The 18,113-nt window shown below is 51.2% G+C and carries 19 protein-coding genes; 6 read left to right on the top strand and 13 right to left on the bottom strand.

All coding sequences use genetic code 11. The annotated features are described in order from the left end of the window. Nucleotides 1-26: 26 nt before the first annotated feature. Entirely contained in the window at nucleotides 27-401 is a 375-nt protein-coding gene (locus JUF10_RS01725) for a winged helix-turn-helix transcriptional regulator (RefSeq protein WP_203640522.1), read from the bottom strand. A gap of 178 nt (nucleotides 402-579) precedes the next feature. Between JUF10_RS01725 and JUF10_RS01730 the strand changes: the two genes are divergently transcribed. Together JUF10_RS01730 and JUF10_RS01735 are read left to right on the top strand one after the other, a co-directional pair. Then, nucleotides 580-1,668 (top strand): S66 family peptidase, encoded by a 1,089-nt coding sequence (locus JUF10_RS01730; RefSeq protein ID WP_203640523.1) that lies wholly within the window; start codon nucleotides 580-582, stop codon nucleotides 1,666-1,668. After that, nucleotides 1,665-2,117 carry an HIT family protein gene (locus JUF10_RS01735; RefSeq protein ID WP_203640524.1) on the top strand — a complete coding sequence of 151 codons (453 nt, stop codon included), beginning with the start codon at nucleotides 1,665-1,667 and terminating at the stop codon, nucleotides 2,115-2,117. The genes JUF10_RS01730 and JUF10_RS01735 overlap by 4 nt, the downstream gene beginning before the upstream one ends. Before the next feature lie 87 nt (nucleotides 2,118-2,204). Here JUF10_RS01735 and JUF10_RS01740 read toward each other — a convergent pair whose 3' ends face one another. After that, on the bottom strand, nucleotides 2,205-3,191 hold the full coding sequence (locus JUF10_RS01740) for a cation diffusion facilitator family transporter (RefSeq protein ID WP_203640525.1): 987 nt from the start codon (nucleotides 3,189-3,191) through the stop codon (nucleotides 2,205-2,207). Between the two features lie 338 nt (nucleotides 3,192-3,529). Here JUF10_RS01740 and JUF10_RS01745 point away from each other — a divergent pair, with 338 nt between their 5' ends. Both JUF10_RS01745 and JUF10_RS01750 read left to right on the top strand, forming a co-directional pair. Next, the gene (locus tag JUF10_RS01745; RefSeq protein ID WP_048733242.1) at nucleotides 3,530-4,702 is read left to right on the top strand and encodes an iron-containing alcohol dehydrogenase; all 1,173 of its coding nucleotides are present in this window, start codon (nucleotides 3,530-3,532) and stop codon (nucleotides 4,700-4,702) included. A gap of 801 nt (nucleotides 4,703-5,503) precedes the next feature. After that, nucleotides 5,504-6,157 carry an HAD family hydrolase gene (locus JUF10_RS01750; RefSeq protein WP_203640526.1) on the top strand — a complete coding sequence of 218 codons (654 nt, stop codon included), beginning with the start codon at nucleotides 5,504-5,506 and terminating at the stop codon, nucleotides 6,155-6,157. A gap of 73 nt (nucleotides 6,158-6,230) precedes the next feature. On the opposite strand, the gene JUF10_RS01755 is transcribed toward JUF10_RS01750, so the two are convergent. The 4 genes from JUF10_RS01755 to JUF10_RS01770 all read right to left on the bottom strand — a co-directional run bounded on the left by JUF10_RS01755 (nucleotide 6,231) and on the right by JUF10_RS01770 (nucleotide 9,176). Next, the gene (locus JUF10_RS01755) at nucleotides 6,231-6,608 is read right to left on the bottom strand and encodes a MerR family transcriptional regulator (RefSeq protein ID WP_203640527.1); all 378 of its coding nucleotides are present in this window, start codon (nucleotides 6,606-6,608) and stop codon (nucleotides 6,231-6,233) included. Between the two features lie 12 nt (nucleotides 6,609-6,620). Continuing rightward, nucleotides 6,621-7,364, bottom strand: coding sequence for an SDR family oxidoreductase (locus JUF10_RS01760; protein ID WP_203640528.1), 744 nt, complete (start codon nucleotides 7,362-7,364; stop codon nucleotides 6,621-6,623). A 126-nt stretch (nucleotides 7,365-7,490) separates the two neighbouring features. Next, nucleotides 7,491-8,120 (bottom strand): GyrI-like domain-containing protein, encoded by a 630-nt coding sequence (locus tag JUF10_RS01765; protein WP_203640529.1) that lies wholly within the window; start codon nucleotides 8,118-8,120, stop codon nucleotides 7,491-7,493. Nucleotides 8,121-8,705: 585 nt separating this feature from the next. Then, on the bottom strand, nucleotides 8,706-9,176 hold the full coding sequence (locus tag JUF10_RS01770; RefSeq protein WP_203640530.1) for a GyrI-like domain-containing protein: 471 nt from the start codon (nucleotides 9,174-9,176) through the stop codon (nucleotides 8,706-8,708). A gap of 84 nt (nucleotides 9,177-9,260) precedes the next feature. Between JUF10_RS01770 and JUF10_RS01775 the strand changes: the two genes are divergently transcribed. Both JUF10_RS01775 and JUF10_RS01780 read left to right on the top strand, forming a co-directional pair. Beyond that, on the top strand, nucleotides 9,261-10,220 hold the full coding sequence (locus JUF10_RS01775; RefSeq protein ID WP_203640531.1) for a helix-turn-helix transcriptional regulator: 960 nt from the start codon (nucleotides 9,261-9,263) through the stop codon (nucleotides 10,218-10,220). 134 nt (nucleotides 10,221-10,354) lie between these two features. Beyond that, nucleotides 10,355-11,155, top strand: coding sequence for a hypothetical protein (locus JUF10_RS01780; protein WP_203640532.1), 801 nt, complete (start codon nucleotides 10,355-10,357; stop codon nucleotides 11,153-11,155). Nucleotides 11,156-11,415: 260 nt separating this feature from the next. Here JUF10_RS01780 and JUF10_RS01785 read toward each other — a convergent pair whose 3' ends face one another. From JUF10_RS01785 to JUF10_RS01815, 7 genes are all read right to left on the bottom strand, one after another. Then, a complete protein-coding gene (locus tag JUF10_RS01785; RefSeq protein ID WP_203640533.1) occupies nucleotides 11,416-12,189 on the bottom strand; it encodes an SDR family NAD(P)-dependent oxidoreductase in 774 nt (257 codons plus the stop codon). A 79-nt stretch (nucleotides 12,190-12,268) separates the two neighbouring features. Continuing rightward, nucleotides 12,269-12,451, bottom strand: coding sequence for a DUF6440 family protein (locus tag JUF10_RS01790; RefSeq protein WP_203640534.1), 183 nt, complete (start codon nucleotides 12,449-12,451; stop codon nucleotides 12,269-12,271). 110 nt (nucleotides 12,452-12,561) lie between these two features. Continuing rightward, complete coding sequence (locus tag JUF10_RS01795) at nucleotides 12,562-13,923, bottom strand: sugar porter family MFS transporter (RefSeq protein ID WP_203640535.1); 1,362 nt, start codon at nucleotides 13,921-13,923, stop codon at nucleotides 12,562-12,564. 371 nt (nucleotides 13,924-14,294) lie between these two features. Further along, nucleotides 14,295-14,840 carry a zinc metalloprotease gene (locus JUF10_RS01800; protein ID WP_203640536.1) on the bottom strand — a complete coding sequence of 182 codons (546 nt, stop codon included), beginning with the start codon at nucleotides 14,838-14,840 and terminating at the stop codon, nucleotides 14,295-14,297. Nucleotides 14,841-15,453: 613 nt separating this feature from the next. Beyond that, nucleotides 15,454-16,125, bottom strand: a complete 672-nt coding sequence (locus tag JUF10_RS01805; RefSeq protein ID WP_203640537.1) for an ABC transporter ATP-binding protein — start codon at nucleotides 16,123-16,125, stop codon at nucleotides 15,454-15,456. Between the two features lie 3 nt (nucleotides 16,126-16,128). Beyond that, nucleotides 16,129-17,187: an ABC transporter permease gene (locus JUF10_RS01810; RefSeq protein ID WP_203640538.1), complete on the bottom strand. Its 1,059-nt coding sequence runs from the start codon at nucleotides 17,185-17,187 to the stop codon at nucleotides 16,129-16,131. Next, nucleotides 17,187-17,702: a TetR/AcrR family transcriptional regulator gene (locus tag JUF10_RS01815; RefSeq protein WP_203640539.1), complete on the bottom strand. Its 516-nt coding sequence runs from the start codon at nucleotides 17,700-17,702 to the stop codon at nucleotides 17,187-17,189. Before JUF10_RS01815 ends, JUF10_RS01810 begins: the two co-directional genes overlap by 1 nt. Nucleotides 17,703-18,113: the final 411 nt, after the last annotated feature.

Below are 18,113 nucleotides of genomic sequence, written 5' to 3' on the forward strand. Positions count from 1 at the left end.
AAGTGCCCCCACTGGTTTATAATTTTCTAATTCGTCGTTAAAATATTGCTAAAGCCACCATGATCGTTGGCAATCTCCATATCGGGAACCTGACTGGCCCGTTGCTCGCCCCAGACCGACATCTGAACGAGAATCTGGCCCAAGGAACGGCCCAGGTCAGTCAAATCGTAAGTCACTTTAAAGGGGGCCCGTTCACCGCTGATGTGCCGGTTGATAATCCCGTCACTTTCCAGCTCACGCAATTGTTGCGTCAGAACCTTTTGCGAAATCGCCGGTAGCTCTCTGCGAAGGTCACACGTTCGTTGCGGCCGATTGCCTAAATGGCAGAGCAATTGGGGTTTCCATTTGCCCCCGATGACGCCTAATGTTGCCTCGACCCCGTTGTTGTAAGACTGTTTCACGTGATGACCTCCTCAGCTTTTTTTCCATTGTAACGCGTTAGGTTCCTTTTGGGTAGTAGGTACTTTTTGGTAACCATTGATTTTTCTCACTTAAACTAGCCGAAATGACCCGCAACGAATTGAATCTCCCCAATATAAGTGTAGAATTAAAACAATTTATCTACCGGGAGGGATTTTTATGGCAAAACCAAATCAATTACATACCGGCGATCACGTCGCCCTCGTGAGCCTGTCTAGTGGGGTCATGGGCGAGGATTTCGCCGCCCACGAGTACCATCGGGGACAGCAACGGCTTCGCGAATTGGGCCTGATCCCGGTCGCCATGCCTAACGCCTTAAAGGGCATCGCCTACCTCGATGCTCATCCCGAAGCGCGTGCGGCCGACCTCAAGACCGCCTTTACCGACTCCAACATCGCTGGGATTTTCTGTGCCATCGGCGGCATTGACACCTATCGCCTGGCCCCCTACCTCTTTGACGACCCCGAATTTGTGGCCGCCGTCACAGCCCATCCCAAGCTATTTACTGGCTTTTCCGACACGACTGTCGACCACCTGATGCTGTACCGGTTGGGCCTCACCACCTACTACGGTCCCAACGTTATCAACGACTTGGCCGAGCTGGACACGGACCTCCTCCCCTATACCAAACGCACGCTGACCCACTACCTGGAAAACACCGCCACCACACCGATCACCAGCAGTCCCGTCTGGTACGAGGAACGCGAGGACTTCTCGCAGGCTGCCCTCGACACGCCCCGAATCAGCCATCCCGAGACGCGGGGTTATCAGGTTTTACGCGGCCACGGCGTCGTTACCGGTCGGCTGCTCGGTGGTTGCATTGACAGCCTGAACAGCCTGCTGACCGACACGCGCTATTCCGACGAACCCGTTATCGCGCGGAAATACGGCCTCATCCCCAGTCCCGAAGAATGGCGCGGCAAGATTCTCTTCCTGGAAACCAGTGAGGAGAAACCGACGCCGGCCGCCTACCACACCATGCTCCAAAATCTCAAGCATGCCGGCATTCTCGGCAACGTCAAGGCCATCATCACGGGCAAACCGCAAAATGAGGTCTACTATGACGACTACTGCCGCACTCTGCTGGACGTGACCCAGGACCTCAACGTGCCCCTCATGACCAATTTTAACTTCGGCCACGCCTATCCGCGGACCGCACTGCCTTATGGGTTGAGCGCGAAACTCAACTTCGACGCCAAAACATTGACCGTCACGGAACCGTTCTTTGCCGGGGAGGTGACGCGATGAGCTCTTGGCGAGATGACCGCATCCAAGCGGCGATTGACGGCTCGAATCCCATGGTCATGGCAACACTACCCGGTGGCTTTGCCGTTTACGGCGACACCCAGTTTCTCCCAGGCTACTCGATCCTGCTGCCCAAACGAAACGTCGCCGCACTCAACGACCTCACGCTAACTGAGAGCGCCGCCTTCCTTCAAAGCATGCGCGTGCTAGGCGATGCCGTTCTGCAGGCGACCGGCTGCGAACGCGTTAACTATGACATTCTCGGCAACACCGACAACTTTCTCCACGCCCACGTCTTCCCCCGCTATGCAACTGAGCCCACAGAACGGCGCGTTAAACCGGTCTGGCTGTATTCGCCGGACCACTGGTTCGACGACCGCTATGGCTATGATGCCCAACGAGATGGGGCGTTGCGCGAGCAAATCACAGAATTATTAATTAATAATCAATAAATAGTAATTATTAATAATAAAAAGGTCTGAGGGCAACCTCAGGCCTTTTTTGTGGCTCCAAACTTATATTAACGAAACATGCACCAATTAGGTAGCTGACTCCGCAGGTACCGCCATGACGTCCGTATCAACGATCCCGAAGCGGCGGCGCATAACGGCCTCAATCTCTTCGCCCAGTCGGTAGCTGTCCTGCACCTCCATGTGCGGGTCAACCGCAATCACTACGTCCAGCGTGACTACATTGCCGTTGTAATGGGCCTTGAGCTCTAAAACCTGGTCGACCGCCGTAAACTCCGCGATGGCCTTGCCAAATTCCTGCTCGACTTGCGGGTCGAAATAATCGGCCAAGTTCAGGCTGCTCTCCCGGAAGATGCGAATGCCGGATGTCAGAATAAAGAGTCCCACCAGCATACTGGCCACGCCATCCAACCAGGTCACGCGAAACGCCAATGCCCCACCGATGGCGACCATGGTGCCTAGACTGGTCACGGCGTCGCTTAGACTATCGCGGGCCGCAGCGGTCAACGCCGCATTTTGCAACTGCCGACCGGCTCGTCGGTTCAGCCACCACACGCCTAGCATAATCACTGTGGCGACGGCCGCCCCCACTAACGTAATCGGCCGGGGCACCTCTTGATCGGCCGGATTCATCAGGCTCTTGATGCCGCTATACATGACGCTGGCCGCAATCGCAATCATGACGATCCCCGTAATCATGGTGAAGACCGTCTCATAATGAAAACGTGTCAACTGAAGGCGTTGCCCACTCGCCGTCGAATCTTCCGGCAACGGTTGCCCCATCAGGTCATCGTCATGAATGTCTCTGGCGATGTGAATGCCAATCAGGAGGAGCACCGACGAAATGATCCCCGAGAGATTATTGAGGGCGTCGGCCCGTAACGTCTGTGAACGCCCCACAATGGCTAAGTAAAATTCAATCACGGAAATCGCGAGGTAAGCCCCCACATTTAGGTAGAGAAACCGTTGGGCCCCCTTTAATTTCGCCAATTCCCGTTGCTGCGTTGCTTGCCATTCTGCCTGTTCTGCTTGCCGATGTGCCCTTAAATCCTTCATGCACAGTCCCCCTGCGTTTATAGTATTTATTAAGTAATCCCCTAACACCATTATACCCACTCTCGGTTAAGATGCTCGCTAACTTTCTCACTAACTCAACGGTTGTGGGAAAGAATTTGTGCCAACTTTCATTAATAGTTTTTACCTTTTGAAAGCGACTCATAAATTTTCTTTCAGCGGTAAAAAAGCCGTCAAATCGGCGCTGCCTCCTAGTTTTCTCACCCAACTAACAAACAATTAATCGAAACCGGTTGCAAACTGTAAATCTTTCGGTTATAATTGCTTTGTGAAATTGATACCAATGATTTTCAAAACTTCCGAAAGAAGGCATTTGTATAATGGCTGAACGTAGTTATGACTTTCTGATGCCCAGTGTCAACTTTTTTGGCCCTGGCGTAATTAACAAGATTGGTGAACGTGCAAAGATGTTAGGGATGAAGAAGCCCGTCATCGTTACCGATAAGTTCCTTGAAGGAATGAAAGACGGTGCCGTTGAACAAACTTTGAAATCCTTAGACGCCGCTGGTGTAGATTACGTTATTTACAATAACGTTGAACCTAACCCTAAGATTCGGAATATTAAAGAAGTTAAGAAACTTTATGAAGAATCCGGTGCGGACTCCATTATCACTGTTGGTGGGGGCTCTGCTCATGATACTGGTAAAGGTGCCGGCATTATCTTGACGAACGGTGATGACATCACCAAATTAGCCGGGATTGAAACGCTCGACAAGGCTTTGCCACCACTGATTGCCGTTAACACGACTGCCGGGACGGGTTCAGAATTGACTCGTCACGCCGTTATCACGAACGAAGAAACCCACTTGAAGTTCGTTGTTGTTTCATGGCGGAACATTCCGTTGGTTTCATTCAACGACCCTACTTTGATGTTGGACGTTCCTAAGGGCTTAACTGCCGCTACTGGGATGGACGCCTTCGTTCAATCCATCGAACCATACGTTTCCGTTGACCACAACCCGATCACCGACTCACAATGTATCGAAGCTATCAAGTTGATTGAAACTTCCTTACGTGAAGCCGTTGCTAACGGTCACAACCTGGAAGCCCGGACCAAGATGGTTGAAGCTGAAATGTTAGCCGGGATGGCCTTCAACAACGCCAACTTAGGTTACGTTCACGCCATGGCTCACCAATTGGGTGGTCAATACGACGCGCCACATGGTGTTTGCTGTGCTTTACTCTTGCCATACGTCGAAGAATACAACATCATCGCTTGCCCAGAACGCTTTGCTGAATTAGCAAAGATCATGGGTGAAAACACCGATGGTTTGTCCACTCGTGACGCTGCTGAATTGTCCATCAAGGCCATGAAGCAGATGTCCGAAGACGTTGGTATTCCTAAGTCAATCAAGGAAATCGGCGCTAAGCCAGAAGACTTTGAATTGATGGCTGAAAATGCTTTGAAGGATGGGAACGCCTTCTCTAACCCTCGTAAGGGGACTAAAGAAGATATCGTTAAGATCTTCCAAGCAGCCTACGACGCAAAGTAGAGTGCGTAGTGAGGCGCTAAGACTTCGAGCATTAGTTTAGTTAAGGAGCGACTCGGTGTAACCGAGTTGGTGCTTAACTGGACTAAGCGGAAAAGTCTGCCTCACGGAGCACGTTTCAGCAACAGTAATTCTAGTGCGCTCCCCCCTCAACAGCGCATTTACCACCAACATGACTGAACTCATGCGAAACTCTTGATGGTCATCCGGTTACCCCCTCTTGGCCGTCAGCTAAATTAAACCTATGAACACGGGTGATCGCAGTTGCTTGCACAGCTACCCGGTCGACCGTGTTTAAACAGAAAGGACCATCTCTACATTAGTCGTAGGGGTGGCCCTTTCATTACATATTGGCGTTAGTTATATTGATTTGAGATGGCCGCGCTCCGGCTGCCAGGGATTCCGCCTGCTGTGGGGACGCTTCCACCCCTTAGGCCCGGGGTTCCAGCTCGACTTTAAGCCACGAAAACCACGTGTCTCAAAGGTCGTCCCATGCTGTAAGCAGCCTAAGAAACGCCAGCTAACACCATCGACACAGCTGGCTACATCCCTGTCCTCCTCCGGCTCAAATTGATTTCTACCATTAATTAGGGTTGAACCAAGGGCCACCCGTCTATAGCTTTCACATATTCTTTTACAATTACTGACTACTTAAGCTAAGTCACGGTCAATCTGCGGTGCTTTTCTCTAGGCTCACCATTGAATGTTCCTCCAGCGCTAGCAGCAGACACACTTAGCTTAAACATAAACGTCTCAATCTCCATCACATCATATATTTTCCATCTCGCGAAAGGAGTTCATTTCATGCCAAAATACCTAACCTTTGATTGCTACGGCACCCTGCTACAGGAGGACGGAACCTACGATACGATTGCCCAATTGGCCCGGAAGATTGGGGTCGACCCCCAGTTGGCACGTGACCGATTTATGGCTTATCAATCCGACCGGAACAACATGCATCCCTACGTTGACTACGATTTATTGACCCGCAATAATCTGATTCACCTTGACTACCAGTTTGGTCTTAAGCATCAGTTCGAACGCTACTTTGTGGAGGTCCTGACCGCTCACCGGAACTTGAAGCCGTTCCCCGAAGTCATCCGCACGCTGCAGGCCCTTCAGCAACGCGATTACCATTTGATCATGATGTCCAACTCGGCTTGGGACATCATCCCCGCCAATGCCGCGGCCTTACAGGTTCCCTTTGACATCTGGACCGCCGAGGACGTTCACGCCTACAAGCCCGACCTGGCCTTCTTCAAGACGGTGGCCGACCACTACGGCTTCACGGCCGATAACCATTGGCACATCGCCGCGGGCTACGCCAGTGATATCGTGCCCGCCGACCAGCTTGGGTGGAAATCCATCTGGATCAACCGGGACAATATGGCCCCGACCACACCGGCCGTGCCGACCTATGCCGCGGCGACGTTGGATCAGGTTCTGCAGTGGCTCTAAGTTTCTAAATAAGGTATAGAACTCCTACTATCCGAGTTCTATACCTTACTTTTTTTACATTGAAATTTACAGACTAACGCGATAATTTTCCATGATAGCCTTCAACTCGCTTCTCATAGTTATCGACCTTGTCAGCAATCAGGTCATACGTATGTTGAATCTCATGAAGTCGCTGGGCAATCGTCCCTAACTGCTCGCGCAACAGGTCTTTACGCGCCTGAAGTGTCACGTCTCCTTGCTTGAATAACGTAATATATTCAATCAAATATTCAATACTAACTCCAGCCTCACGCATACATTTGGCAAATACGATCCAATCGAGGTCCTCGTCATCATAGTCGCGATAACCCGCGTCATCACGGCTTACTGGTGGGATAGCCCCCTCCCGTTCCCAATAACGTAACGTGTCGGCTGGAATATCAAATTTAGTAGAAACTTCTTTAATTTTCATAATAGAGTCAGTTTACCACGGTTGGTCGGTCGGCCCTACCGTAAACTCACTCACGTTAGTATCATCTGGCTGATCAATGGCAAATGCAATCACATTTGCGACACGTTCGGGACTAATCTGATAGTCATCGTAAAGCGCCTGTGCACTCTTAAGTGTTGTCTGATCAGTCGTTGTCGACAATAGTTCCGTCCTAATCGCCGCCGGATAAATAGTTGCCGTCCGAATATGACTTTTTTCTTGGGCTGATTCCATCCGTAAGACCTCCATCAAGTCCCGGACCGCCCACTTGGTCGCGCCATAGACCGCACCACCGGGATAAGCCTTCAGCCCCGCCACCGAAGAAGTTGTGATGACATGACCAGACTTTTGTGCTTTAAAGGTTGGCAAAACAGCCGCGATACCATTGAGAACCCCCTTGATATTAACGTCAATCATGCTATTCCATTCCTTAGTCTTTAGCTCAGAGAGAGGTGAATTGGGCATTAAACCAGCGTTTAGAAAAATCACGTCGAGGCCACCAAAGGTCTGCTTAGCAAATTGAACGATCTGCCGATTCGCTTCAGCATCGGTCACATCGATCGTCTGGTAAGCGGCAATTCCGCCAGCCACTTCGATTTCTTTTGCCAGCTGTTGGAGCTTATCTTCACACCGGGCACCCAATACCACCTTGGCTCCCTTACTTGCTAATAACTTGGCCGTTGCAGCACCAATACCAGAGGAGGCACCCGTAATCAATACAACTTTGTCTTTAATCATCGTTAAAAACTTCCTTCCAAAATTGAATAGCTACAGCATAAACCTTGGAGTCGACTCCAAGGCAAGCAGAAAATTTGAGGACGTCAAAAAAGTTCTGGACACCACTGTCTAGAACTTTTTGTTTTCCTATTCAATTGGTGCGACCCGATACCGCAGCACCGTCTTCGCCTTCTCGGGCGCGGTCCGCCGCGTGTCGGTCAAGTAAATCTCACGGTGCCAGTAGTCACCCATGGTCGGGATCACCTTGAGCTTTTTCTCCTCTAAGACGGTCTGGAGCTGGGCAAACGTGGTCGGTTCCTCATCAAATGGACCGTGGTGAATGGTCTGTAGGACCTGGCCCTCGGCATAGGTCTCCCATTTCAAATCGCCGAAATACGGATTGGTTTTCTTGCCCATAACCCGTTCCACGGCGGCCTGAAAGTCCTGTTCCGTCAACCGGTCCGGCTGACGCAGCATGATCTTATACTGTAACGCGGCCTTATTCAGCGATGAACCCCGCGAGCCATCGCTGGTCGTCCACACGCCTTCCAGCGGATAGACCGTGTACTCATAAGGATCGCCTAGTTCGCCGCGTTTCAACGCCATTCGCAGGTCGTAGGCCACCGGGTAGAGCGCGCCAATGTGGTCCGCAAAGTCCGGCTGATTGGGGTCACCCGCCCCAGTGACCGTGATGAAGTTCAACGCTGGTAAGGTCAGTAATGTCGGTTGTTTTGGCAGGTACCAGTCCTTTTCCGCCTTGCGCCATTCATGTTTCATGGAATCCCTCCTTGGATGCTTTAAGCCTAGTTTACCAAAAAATCACGACTGGTTTTCAGGTTTAGTCTACCAAATTATGCGACGCGGGCAACCTAGTGCTTCTTTCGCCTTACCGGCCGCCAGATATGGGCTGGAACGGTGCGGACACAACTTGAAGCCTCGAAAATCACGAGTCTACGAGGTTGGTCTTCTGCTAAGCTGGCGAAGGTTCACCGCCAACTAAGCAGAACGACGCGCCTGAGCCCATATCTGGCGACCTCTCGGCTTACACAACAGCCCGCTGGCGACTTAGGAAGGTAAGCGAAAAGGTCGTCACTAGCTAGACAGTAAAGTTTGGTATTCACCAATCATTTAGCAACTACTGTGGTAAACCACAATCAGAGCCGGAGGAGGACAGGGATGTAGCCGGCCGTGAAGGTGGTGTTAGCTGATGACTTGTCAGCTTACAGTACGGGCGACTTTGGAGACACGGGGCTTCGGGGCTTCGAGGCTTCAAATCGAGTCGGAAGCCCGTCCCCCAGGCTGGAGCGTCCCCACAGCAGGCGGAATCCCTGGCAGCCGCAGTGCGGTCAGCCCACACCATTTTTACTTTTCAACTAAAGGCACTAGCATCTCACCGTGCACGCCGTTTTCGTCCTTGCCCGTCATGTAGGACGTGTTGGGGCCGCCAACGTAAGCGTAGTCGGTCAGTTGCGGCAGGATTTCACCGAACGCGGGTCCTTCGAGGGCGTTGTACAGGCCCATCTGGTCGGCCGCTTCGCCAGTGATGACCAGGTACTTGCCGGCTGGAAATTCAATCAGCCGTTGGTCAGCGGTCGCCGTCACATCGTCGCCGACTTGACGACCCGCGTAGTAGTGGAATTCACCGTTGATGGCTTCGTTGACGGCGAAGGGATAGTCGTTGATTCCGGTCAACTGGTCTAGTGCGTGGTCAGCGTTAATTTTCTGCCAAAAAGCCGTCTTCTGTTGTCCCATGGAAGGGAAGTCCCCCGTGAGCACCGTGCCCAAGCCCAATACCGTAAATGCTGGTTTCGTTTCAATCGTGTAATTTGCCATGTTGTTGTGGCCTCCTTAAGATGATAGACTCAGTATACGAACAAATAGTTTCAAAAACTGACACTTTTTGGAGGGGAATTTAAAATGACGAAAACGGCTCGGATCAATACGATGATGCGCTACATCAATAATCGCCAATATTTTACTATTCGTGAATTAATGACCCAGTTTCAGGTCTCCCGGAGTACGGTGATTCGTGATCTCAATAACATTCAGGAGCTAGGCATGCCCCTGACCGCCAGTGTGGGGCGCGACGGTGGCTACGCGGTGCTTCAAAACCAACTACTGCCGGCAGTGCAGTTCAACAGTGAAGAACTGAAGGCCCTGTTCGTGAGCTTTCTGGCGACCCTCAACACCCAACTGCCCTACCTCCAGAACCGCAATACGCTCACAGAAAAACTGGTGGCAATTGCCTCACAGACGCAGCAGGACGACCTGTTAACGCTGCAAGAACTGCTGGTATTTAGCCACACCAATCCCGCCAACACGCGACTGACCGAGCTGACCGACTTTGCGCCGCCGATGCTCAAGACGCTACTGAATACCTGTCTGACCAGTCGTCAACTCCACCTGACACTCGCCACCGGCACCCGGACGGTCTGGGTTCGCCATATTTTTAACCGCCAGGACAACTGGTACATTGACGCTTGGGACCTCAGCAACCAACAATTTTGCGAAATTAAAGTCGCCGCTATTCAGCAACTGGCGCCGGTCGACCGTGAGCAGACGCTGGACCCGGCGACAATTAACGCCGCCATCAAAGCCGCTCACCCGGCGACAAACGTCTGCGTCCAATTGCAGGCCGCGGCCATTCAACAGTTCCGGCAACATCCCCATCCGACTACGCCCCTCCAGTTTCTGGACCCCTTCCAGCAGACGGCCAAACTCGAATGCTACCTCGACGTTCACCAACCGCAACAGCTCACCGATTTCAGTCACTGGCTGCTTTACTTAGGCAGCGACGCCCGGCTGACGGTGGCACCGACTGAACTGACGGCCGCGGTCCGGCAAGAGGCGTTGAAGATCGTTGGCCAGTTGCCGTGATGTTTCATGTGAAACAACATGGCTTGGACAATATGACTATTTCTCTATAGTATCCACTTAGCAAGTCTGCTACACTCAATTCAAACACCACATTTGACTAATCAAGTGTCGGTCGTTTGAGGAGGAGTTCTCTATTGAAGAAACCAGCAGTTATCACCACCATTTTCAGTCTGTGCTTGGTCGTCAGCTTCCTAATCGCTGTCGGCTTACCCATCACGGCGCAGGCCGACACTTGGAAAACGATTCAGTGGGTCACGCTCACTGAGGACGTGACGGTCAAGAAAGTCAATAACCGCACCGGCCACGTTGTCAGTCAATCCACCGCAAAATCCGGAAAATATTACCTGTTGCGGCGTGAAAAAGGCCCCGACGTTTGGGTCCTACATTCGGGGAAGTACACGACCAACGCCACGTATACCTACACCGTCAAACGCAGTAAAAACGTCTTTCACTGGTACGCGCATGGCAAGCATTCCACGAAGCCCGCTAATTTCAAATTTGCCAAATTCAGTAAATTCTCGACGACGACCTATCGTCCAGGCTATGCGGATGTCTACATGGACGACTCACAAAAATTTTACAGTGGTCAGCCCCACACCAAGGCCGTCTTCAAAGTGACCAACAACTTGCAGCCCATGCTGGTCAAGCAGAGCACCCTATCCAGCAAGACGCTAGATGTTTTGTTTAAGGGGAAAAGTGCTCAGGTCACGCCCAAAGATAGTGATGCGCTGACCGTTAAGCCTTACAATTCAGAAAAGCTCGACCACGAGACCATTATTTCTCAGGCCTCCCCATCCTCGGGCAAGGCCGTCTTACCGAAGAACTTCAACATGAAAAATATCACGTGGTGGGAACAAGTCGGTTGGAAAGACGATGACGATACCAGCCTCGCCTACCGCTTAGTTCACGGCGGCTGGGTCTCCATCGGTTACTAAAAATTAAGCTAAATAAAACGACTAACCTTGAGACTTGAGATTAGTCGTTTTTTATTTAGCTAGCGGTTGAGGAGCTTTCACCTTACAGTCTGACTGATAACACCTTTTACGGTCATCCTTCCAGTCACCGGAGAGCTCCCATGTAAGCCGAGAGACCGTCAGATATAGGCTCAGGTGCGTCCGAACCGTTCCAGCCTATATCTGGCGGCCGGTAAGGCGATGCCTCATCTAGGTTGCCTAGTTTCTACACTAGCCCAGCGTTACCGCAACAAGTACCCGCCATCGACCGGCAACATGACCCCGGTCACATAGTCCGAGGCACTGCTGGCTAAGAACACCATCGGTCCCATCAGGTCGGTCGGCACGCCCCACTCGCCGTTGGGAATGTGACCCGCAATTTCTGGGCCGCGGACTGCGTCTTCCTGCAATGGTTTGGTCATGTCGGTGCTGATGTAGCCCGGCGCCAAGCCGTTGACCTGCACGTGATATGGAGCCAACGCGTCGGCATAGGACTTGGTCAGGCCGACCACGCCATGCTTGCTGGCGGCGTACGGAAAGATCCGTTTGCCAGCCCGGTACGACTGCATCGAGCCAATGTTGATGATCTTCCCGTGCTGTTGGTCGGCCATGACCTTGGCCGCCGCGTGGGAGAGGTAGTAGGTCGCGTTCAAATTGGTGTCGATCACCTTGCGCCAGTCCTCGTCCTTGAAGTCCAACACATCGTTACGAATCTGAATACCGGCGTTGTTGACTAGAATATCTAGCTGGCCGAATTCCTTTAGTGTTGCGGCGACCACCTTGTCAGCGGCCCCCGGCACGGTAATGTCTTGCTGCAAGAAACTGATGCGTTGGCCGTAACTCTCGACGATTTGCCGAATGTCATCCCAACCACGCTGGGAATGGCTCACGACCATAATGTCCGCGCCGTACTCAGCTAGCGCAATCGAATAGTACTTCCCCAAGCCATGGGCACCACCCGTAATCAGGGCCACTTGACCAGTTAATGAAAAACTCTGACGATCAAATTTTGTCATCCTTTTATCTCCTTCTAACGATGCGTGCACAGTTCTCACCAGCACGCGTATGTACATCCTTCTCAGCTACAGCTTCCCGCTAGTAGCCTTCCTTTAACAGCGGCTTGCCATCCTTATCGACCAGCACCGTCATCCCCGACCCTAACGTGGCATACATCCCCAATAGATATTGGACGCCGGTCTCCTTGTCGGTAATGATCTGGACCTGTGTGGCCCCCTTTGTTTTTGGCGTTTCGACTTCAAAGCGTGGTTCTTCCTTCATGCGACTTCCTCCTCTTTTTTTCTGCGAACTTTAAACGTTAGTTATAGGCACAGTGTACCACGCGGGGTAACAAAAAAGCTCAGGTCACTGCCCGAGCTTCATTCTAAACGTTATTTAGCTTGGTGCCGCAATTCCATTTCGATCTCTTCCAGTGACTTGCCCCGCGTTTCGGGAACCAAGTAGTGGACGAAGAACATCGACAGCACGGCGAAGACCGCGAACACGGCAAACGGACCGCCGACGTTGTTGTGGAAGTAAGACAGCATGACCAGGAAGAATTGAGAAACTAAGAAGTTCCCGATCCAGTTCGCGGCGGACCCAATTGACGACCCAATCCCGCGAACACTCAATGGGAAGATTTCCCCAATGGTGACCCAGGCAATTGGCCCCCAGGAAATGGCGAACCCGAAGATGTAAACGGCAATTAAAATCATGGTTGGAATGGCCGCCGCGTGAATGTTGACGGTAAAGTTCAAGATTGCCAAGATACCCAGTGACACGGCCATGACGATCGACCCGAACATCAGGAAGGTCTTCCGGTTGAATTTGTCCATGATAAACGTGGCCAGAACAGTCACGACGAAGTTCACGATCCCAATCCCAACCGAGATCCAGATGGCACTGCCTTCAGCGAAACCGAACCCCTTAATGAAGACTTGAGGCAGAAAGTAAATGACGGAGTTGATCCCGACCAATTGCTGGAGCAGCATGATCCCCACGGCCACAATGACGGCTGGACGGGCAATCGTAAACAGTTCCTTGACGCCACCCTTAGGCTGGTGCGCCACCATTTCGATGTCGGCCAATTCCTTGTTGGGGTCATCGTTCGTATTTTTACGTAACATTTTCAAAACGCTCAAGGCTTCTTCGGTGTGACCCTTTTCAGCCAAGAAACGAGGTGATTCGGGCAACATTAGGCCCCCAATCAGCAACAGGGCGGCTGGAATCAACGCGGACCCCAGCATCCACCGCCAGTCGCGAACGCCCAGCAGGTTGTGGTTCAGGAAGCCCAGGTTAGACACGTACGCCAGCAAAATACCCAGCGTGATCATGAGTTGGAAGAGCGTTCCAAGTGACCCCCGCCGTTCTGCGGGTGCCAATTCGGCCAAGTACGCCGGTGTCAACGCGGAAGCGGACCCGACGGCGAAGCCCAAGATGATCCGGGCGATGACCATGGACCAGAATCCCACGGCAACCATGGAGAGCGATGACCCCAAGAGGAATAGGATCGCCGCTAAAATTAACAGTCGCTTACGACCGAAACGATCAGCCAACGGCCCCACGCCAAGCGCCCCGACCGAAGACCCAATCAACACGGAAGACGTGATGAACCCAGTCTGAGCAATGTTCAAATTGAAGTTATTTTCAATCAGTGGTGAGGCCCCAGAAATAATACCAGTATCAAATCCAAATAGGAGGCCTCCTAACGCACCAAATGTGAAAATAAAAAACGTACTTAAATGTCGATTCATGACTAATGTCCTCACCTTTCATAAATAATCAGCAGCTATAAGATAACACTTGTAGCGACTTATGTAAACGATTACTATGGCTATTTAAAAGGATTTACCTTTAGTTAACCACCAGAACCAAGTTGAAATCAGTCTATACCAATTTGATGTAAAGAATACGTAAAACGGGAACAGTCATGGCGGCAAAAAGTGAGTCTGCTAGACCAATTGTGTGTGGTATTACACATGCTGTTGCTAGAAATAAAGTTAAAAAAATTCCGTTAACCGGTCATTACGACTAGTTAACGGAAGGATTGTTACTACTGAATTAGGTAGCTTAGTGTTCCTGGTGACCTCCGAATGCTACTTAGCAAAAAGGGATTAGTTAATGTTTACTTGATACCTTTGTAAGCTGCCTTTAAATTTGCCTTATCTTGAGCTGATGGCTTAGAAGCATAGCTCGATAAGGCACTCGTTTCATCATCATTTGTTTTTAGTCCAATGACAATCCCAACACCACACAAAGCTTCCTGCTTCACTTCTTGCTCCGTTTCATTTAATTCAGCTAAGGCTTGCCGATTCAAAGCAATTTTCGAATAAAAAATGCCACGAGAACCTTGGGGGCCATCTAAGTAATAACTATAAGTTACTCCACCTTTAATAGTCTTTTTAGTCGTTAAACGAATGTCAGCTTTTGACGCCTTTTTAATAGCACGAAGCTTGACAACATGTAAACTGTTCCATGAATCGATAGCCCCCTTCCAAATGTTTTTCCAATGCTTCGAAGTTGAGTCAATATGATAAGTAATTTTTCGAGATGAAAAGCTTCCATAATATGGCTTATTAGAAGCATTTGCAGTAACATTACCAGCGCCAAGTAAGCTTACTCCAATTCCCATTAACGCTACGAACTTCAATAATCCTTTAATTTTTAACATAATGTAAATCCCCTTCTGACTAGTTTTTACCGTTATATTTGGAATTATACACGGTCGGGGCGACACAATATGTCATTTGGCTGCTTGATGGAAAAAATAAACAAAAAAATGTCTGGCACGAAATCTAGAATGAAGTAATAGGTGTCGTTCATCTTCTGTTCGTAGTAATCAACACGGTAATCACACATGCTTACGTCGAAAAAAGTTAAAAAAATTCCGTTAACCAGTCATTTGGACTAGTTAACGGAAGGATTGTTGCTACTTAGATTAAGTTGAATTGGTCACACAGTATAAATGAAGCCTTCGCTTAGCAGTAGTGGATAAACAGCTTAAATGATTATGGACATATGCCAACGCTCTGTGCGTGACGGTCCTAAAACCTACAACCCAACCTGACAAACAATATCACAGCCGCTTCAGGACCACCATGTAAGCCGAGAGGCCGGCAGATATGGGCTCAGGCGCGTCGTTCTGCTTGGTCGGCGTTTCGTGCCGGCTTAGCAGAAAACCAATCTTGAAGACTCGGCACTTTCGAGGCTTCAAGTTGCGTTCGCACCGTTCCAGCCCATATCTGCCGGCCGGTAAGGCGGCTCAACCACCATGTCGCCAGTCCCTAAGCCACCGTCATTTTGCCATCCATGATCATGTAGGTCTTGTCGGCGAACTCCTGGAGCCGCAAGTCATGCGTCACCACCACGATGGCCTTGTTGTGCTGCTTGGCCAAGTCGTGCAGCAACTGCCCCACCACCTTGACCCGGTCGCTATCGAGCGCCGCGGTCGGCTCGTCGGCTAAAATGATATCCGGATTCTGGTACAGCGCCCGCGCAATGGCGACCCGCTGCGTTTGCCCGCCGGAAAGTTCGGCTGGAAATTGATTGACCAGTTGGCCGATACCCAATTGGTCTAACAGGTCGGTTAGTTCCGCCGCATCCAAGTTGCCCTGCGGTTTGACCCGGTCGACCAGCTTGAACTGGTCCTTCACGGTGAGGTACGGCACCAGGTTGTAGGCCTGTAAAATGAACCCAATCTGGTTGAGCCGTAACGCGTCGCGCGCCTTACCGGACAAGTCCTGCAAGGTTTGATCTTCCACGATGACCGAACCGGACGTGGGCGTCTGAATCCCCCCGGCAATCGTCAGGAAGGTGCTCTTCCCCGAGCCGGATGGTCCCAGGACCAGACTGACTTCGCCGGCATTGGCCTCGAAGCTGATATCGTGAAGCACGGTCACCTCGTTGGTCGCGTGGCCGAATTTCTTATTGACGTTGGTTAATGCTAATGCTGGCATCGCTTATCCTCCAATCACGCTGACGGGGTCAACGTTTAAAATGATCTTGACGGGAATCAGGGCCCCAATCACGCCGGTCAACAGGATGCCGGCCGTGACGCCTCCCAATAATGGTAGGTTAAAGCTCATCGGCACGCCCGCGGGCAGGGCCAGTACGGTCGCCAGCGTCAGTGCGGCGCCAATCACCAGGCCACCCACGACCAGTAGAAGCGCCTGACTGATGGTCGTCGTGACCAAGACTTTAGCGGGAATCCCCTGCGCCCGTAGAACCGCGTAGTTCGGCAACTTTTGCATGGTTAAAATGTACAGGAAGACGGCAATGACGACCATCGCGATGATCATCAGAAAGGCGATCATGAAGGTAAACGTCGTGTTCTGTGCGGAGTAGCCGGGGAGCTTGTTGATAAATTGACTCATACTCAACGTGCCCAGTCCGTGGTTTGCCGAAAAATTGGCGTCGTTGGACACGATCCCGTTAGCCTTGTAATCGCTCGTCACGTGACTCAGCGTCCGCCAAGTCCCCAGTGACCCGTAAACGACCGGGGCGACACTCATCTTGGCATTGTGGGTAAAGCCGACGATGGTGTATTTGGCGCTGGTCGAGTTCAGCGTGACCTTGTCGCCCAGTGCGTAGCCGTTGTCCTTAAAGCTATCGTCGACCATGATCTGGTTGGCTTTGAGCGGCTTGTGCCCACTCGTCACCTTGACCGTTTTATAGATAAATTGATCACGCGAGATCCCCAAGAATTGTGCGGATAGTTTCGCTTGCCCTTTGGCCTTAGCAACGACTCCGGCTTGCCCCAAGTAAGCTTCGTGGCTGGTCATGTTGACCTTTTTCGCCGTTGTGCTGGTAATTAACGATTGTGACAGACTGTCGTTGGCGTCCTTATCGAGAGCAACTCGGCTGGCATCCCACGAGGAGATAGCCTGCGTGTTCTGCTGGGCGAGGCCGTAAGCCAGTCCGCTCAAGACGAACACGAGGTATGTGACTAAGACGATCATGCCGATGATCAGCCCGTACCGGAGCTTTTCGTGGCGAATTTCCTTTAAAGCTAAAAACATTAACGTTCCTCCTCTAACAGCGATAGGACTTGCTGGAAACGGGCCAGCGCTGCGTCTCTGTCGGCTGGTTGCAGCATGATTTCTTTAATCGTGGCGTGACTCAACGTCATTGCGGCCCAATCCGCGGCGGGCAACGTCACCGGTACCGGCCGTTCGGGCAGTAGGCTCTCGTTTTCACTGTAGTGCCGGCGAATCAACTGGTCGTACTGACTATTGGTGAAGTGATCGACGAATTGTTCGACCGCCTCGTAGTAGGGTTGCGGTTGGAACTTGCCACTAGGAGTCACGTCAAAGTCGCGGTGAATCTCCTGCATGGCCGTGTGGTACAGATATTGATAGGCATCGGTCAGGTCATCGAAATATTTATAAAAGGCCCCCCGCGCGATGTCAGCGGTCGTCACGATGCGGGCCACCTGCGCATCGGCCAACCCGTGTTCGGAAAATTCAGTCAATAATGCAGCGGTCACCCGTGCTTGTTTTTCAGTAGTTAAATGGTCAAAAGTGGTTGAAGGCATAAGCTGGCTCCTTTCGGTAAAGGCAAATTAAAGATCATATTTTCTCTCAAAGTGACATGGTGTCACTTATGTACAAAAAGCAGTTTACCATGTAGGTGACACCGTGTCAACTTGAAATGAAAATAAAATCGACAACAAGGTTGGAATTTCCCCATTGCCGATCAATTATTAGTTTGTTTAAGCTTTGCCAGGTATACTGACGAAATATTATCTATTGTAGTAGCTGCTTCAGCGTGACCAAAATCAGGCGCCAGACCTTATCGTGAATTCTAATCGCCACCAGTAAAAGGACCGATTGCAACCATTCACCGCTACCTGATTGATTGACGCCACTAACTGAGCATCCCCCGCAAAACTTTCAGCAGTTGTCGTGACAGAACACAACCTGAGCCGGAGGAAGCCAGGGATGTA

The organism is Levilactobacillus andaensis, assembly GCF_016861695.1.
GTDB lineage: Bacteria > Bacillota > Bacilli > Lactobacillales > Lactobacillaceae > Levilactobacillus > Levilactobacillus andaensis.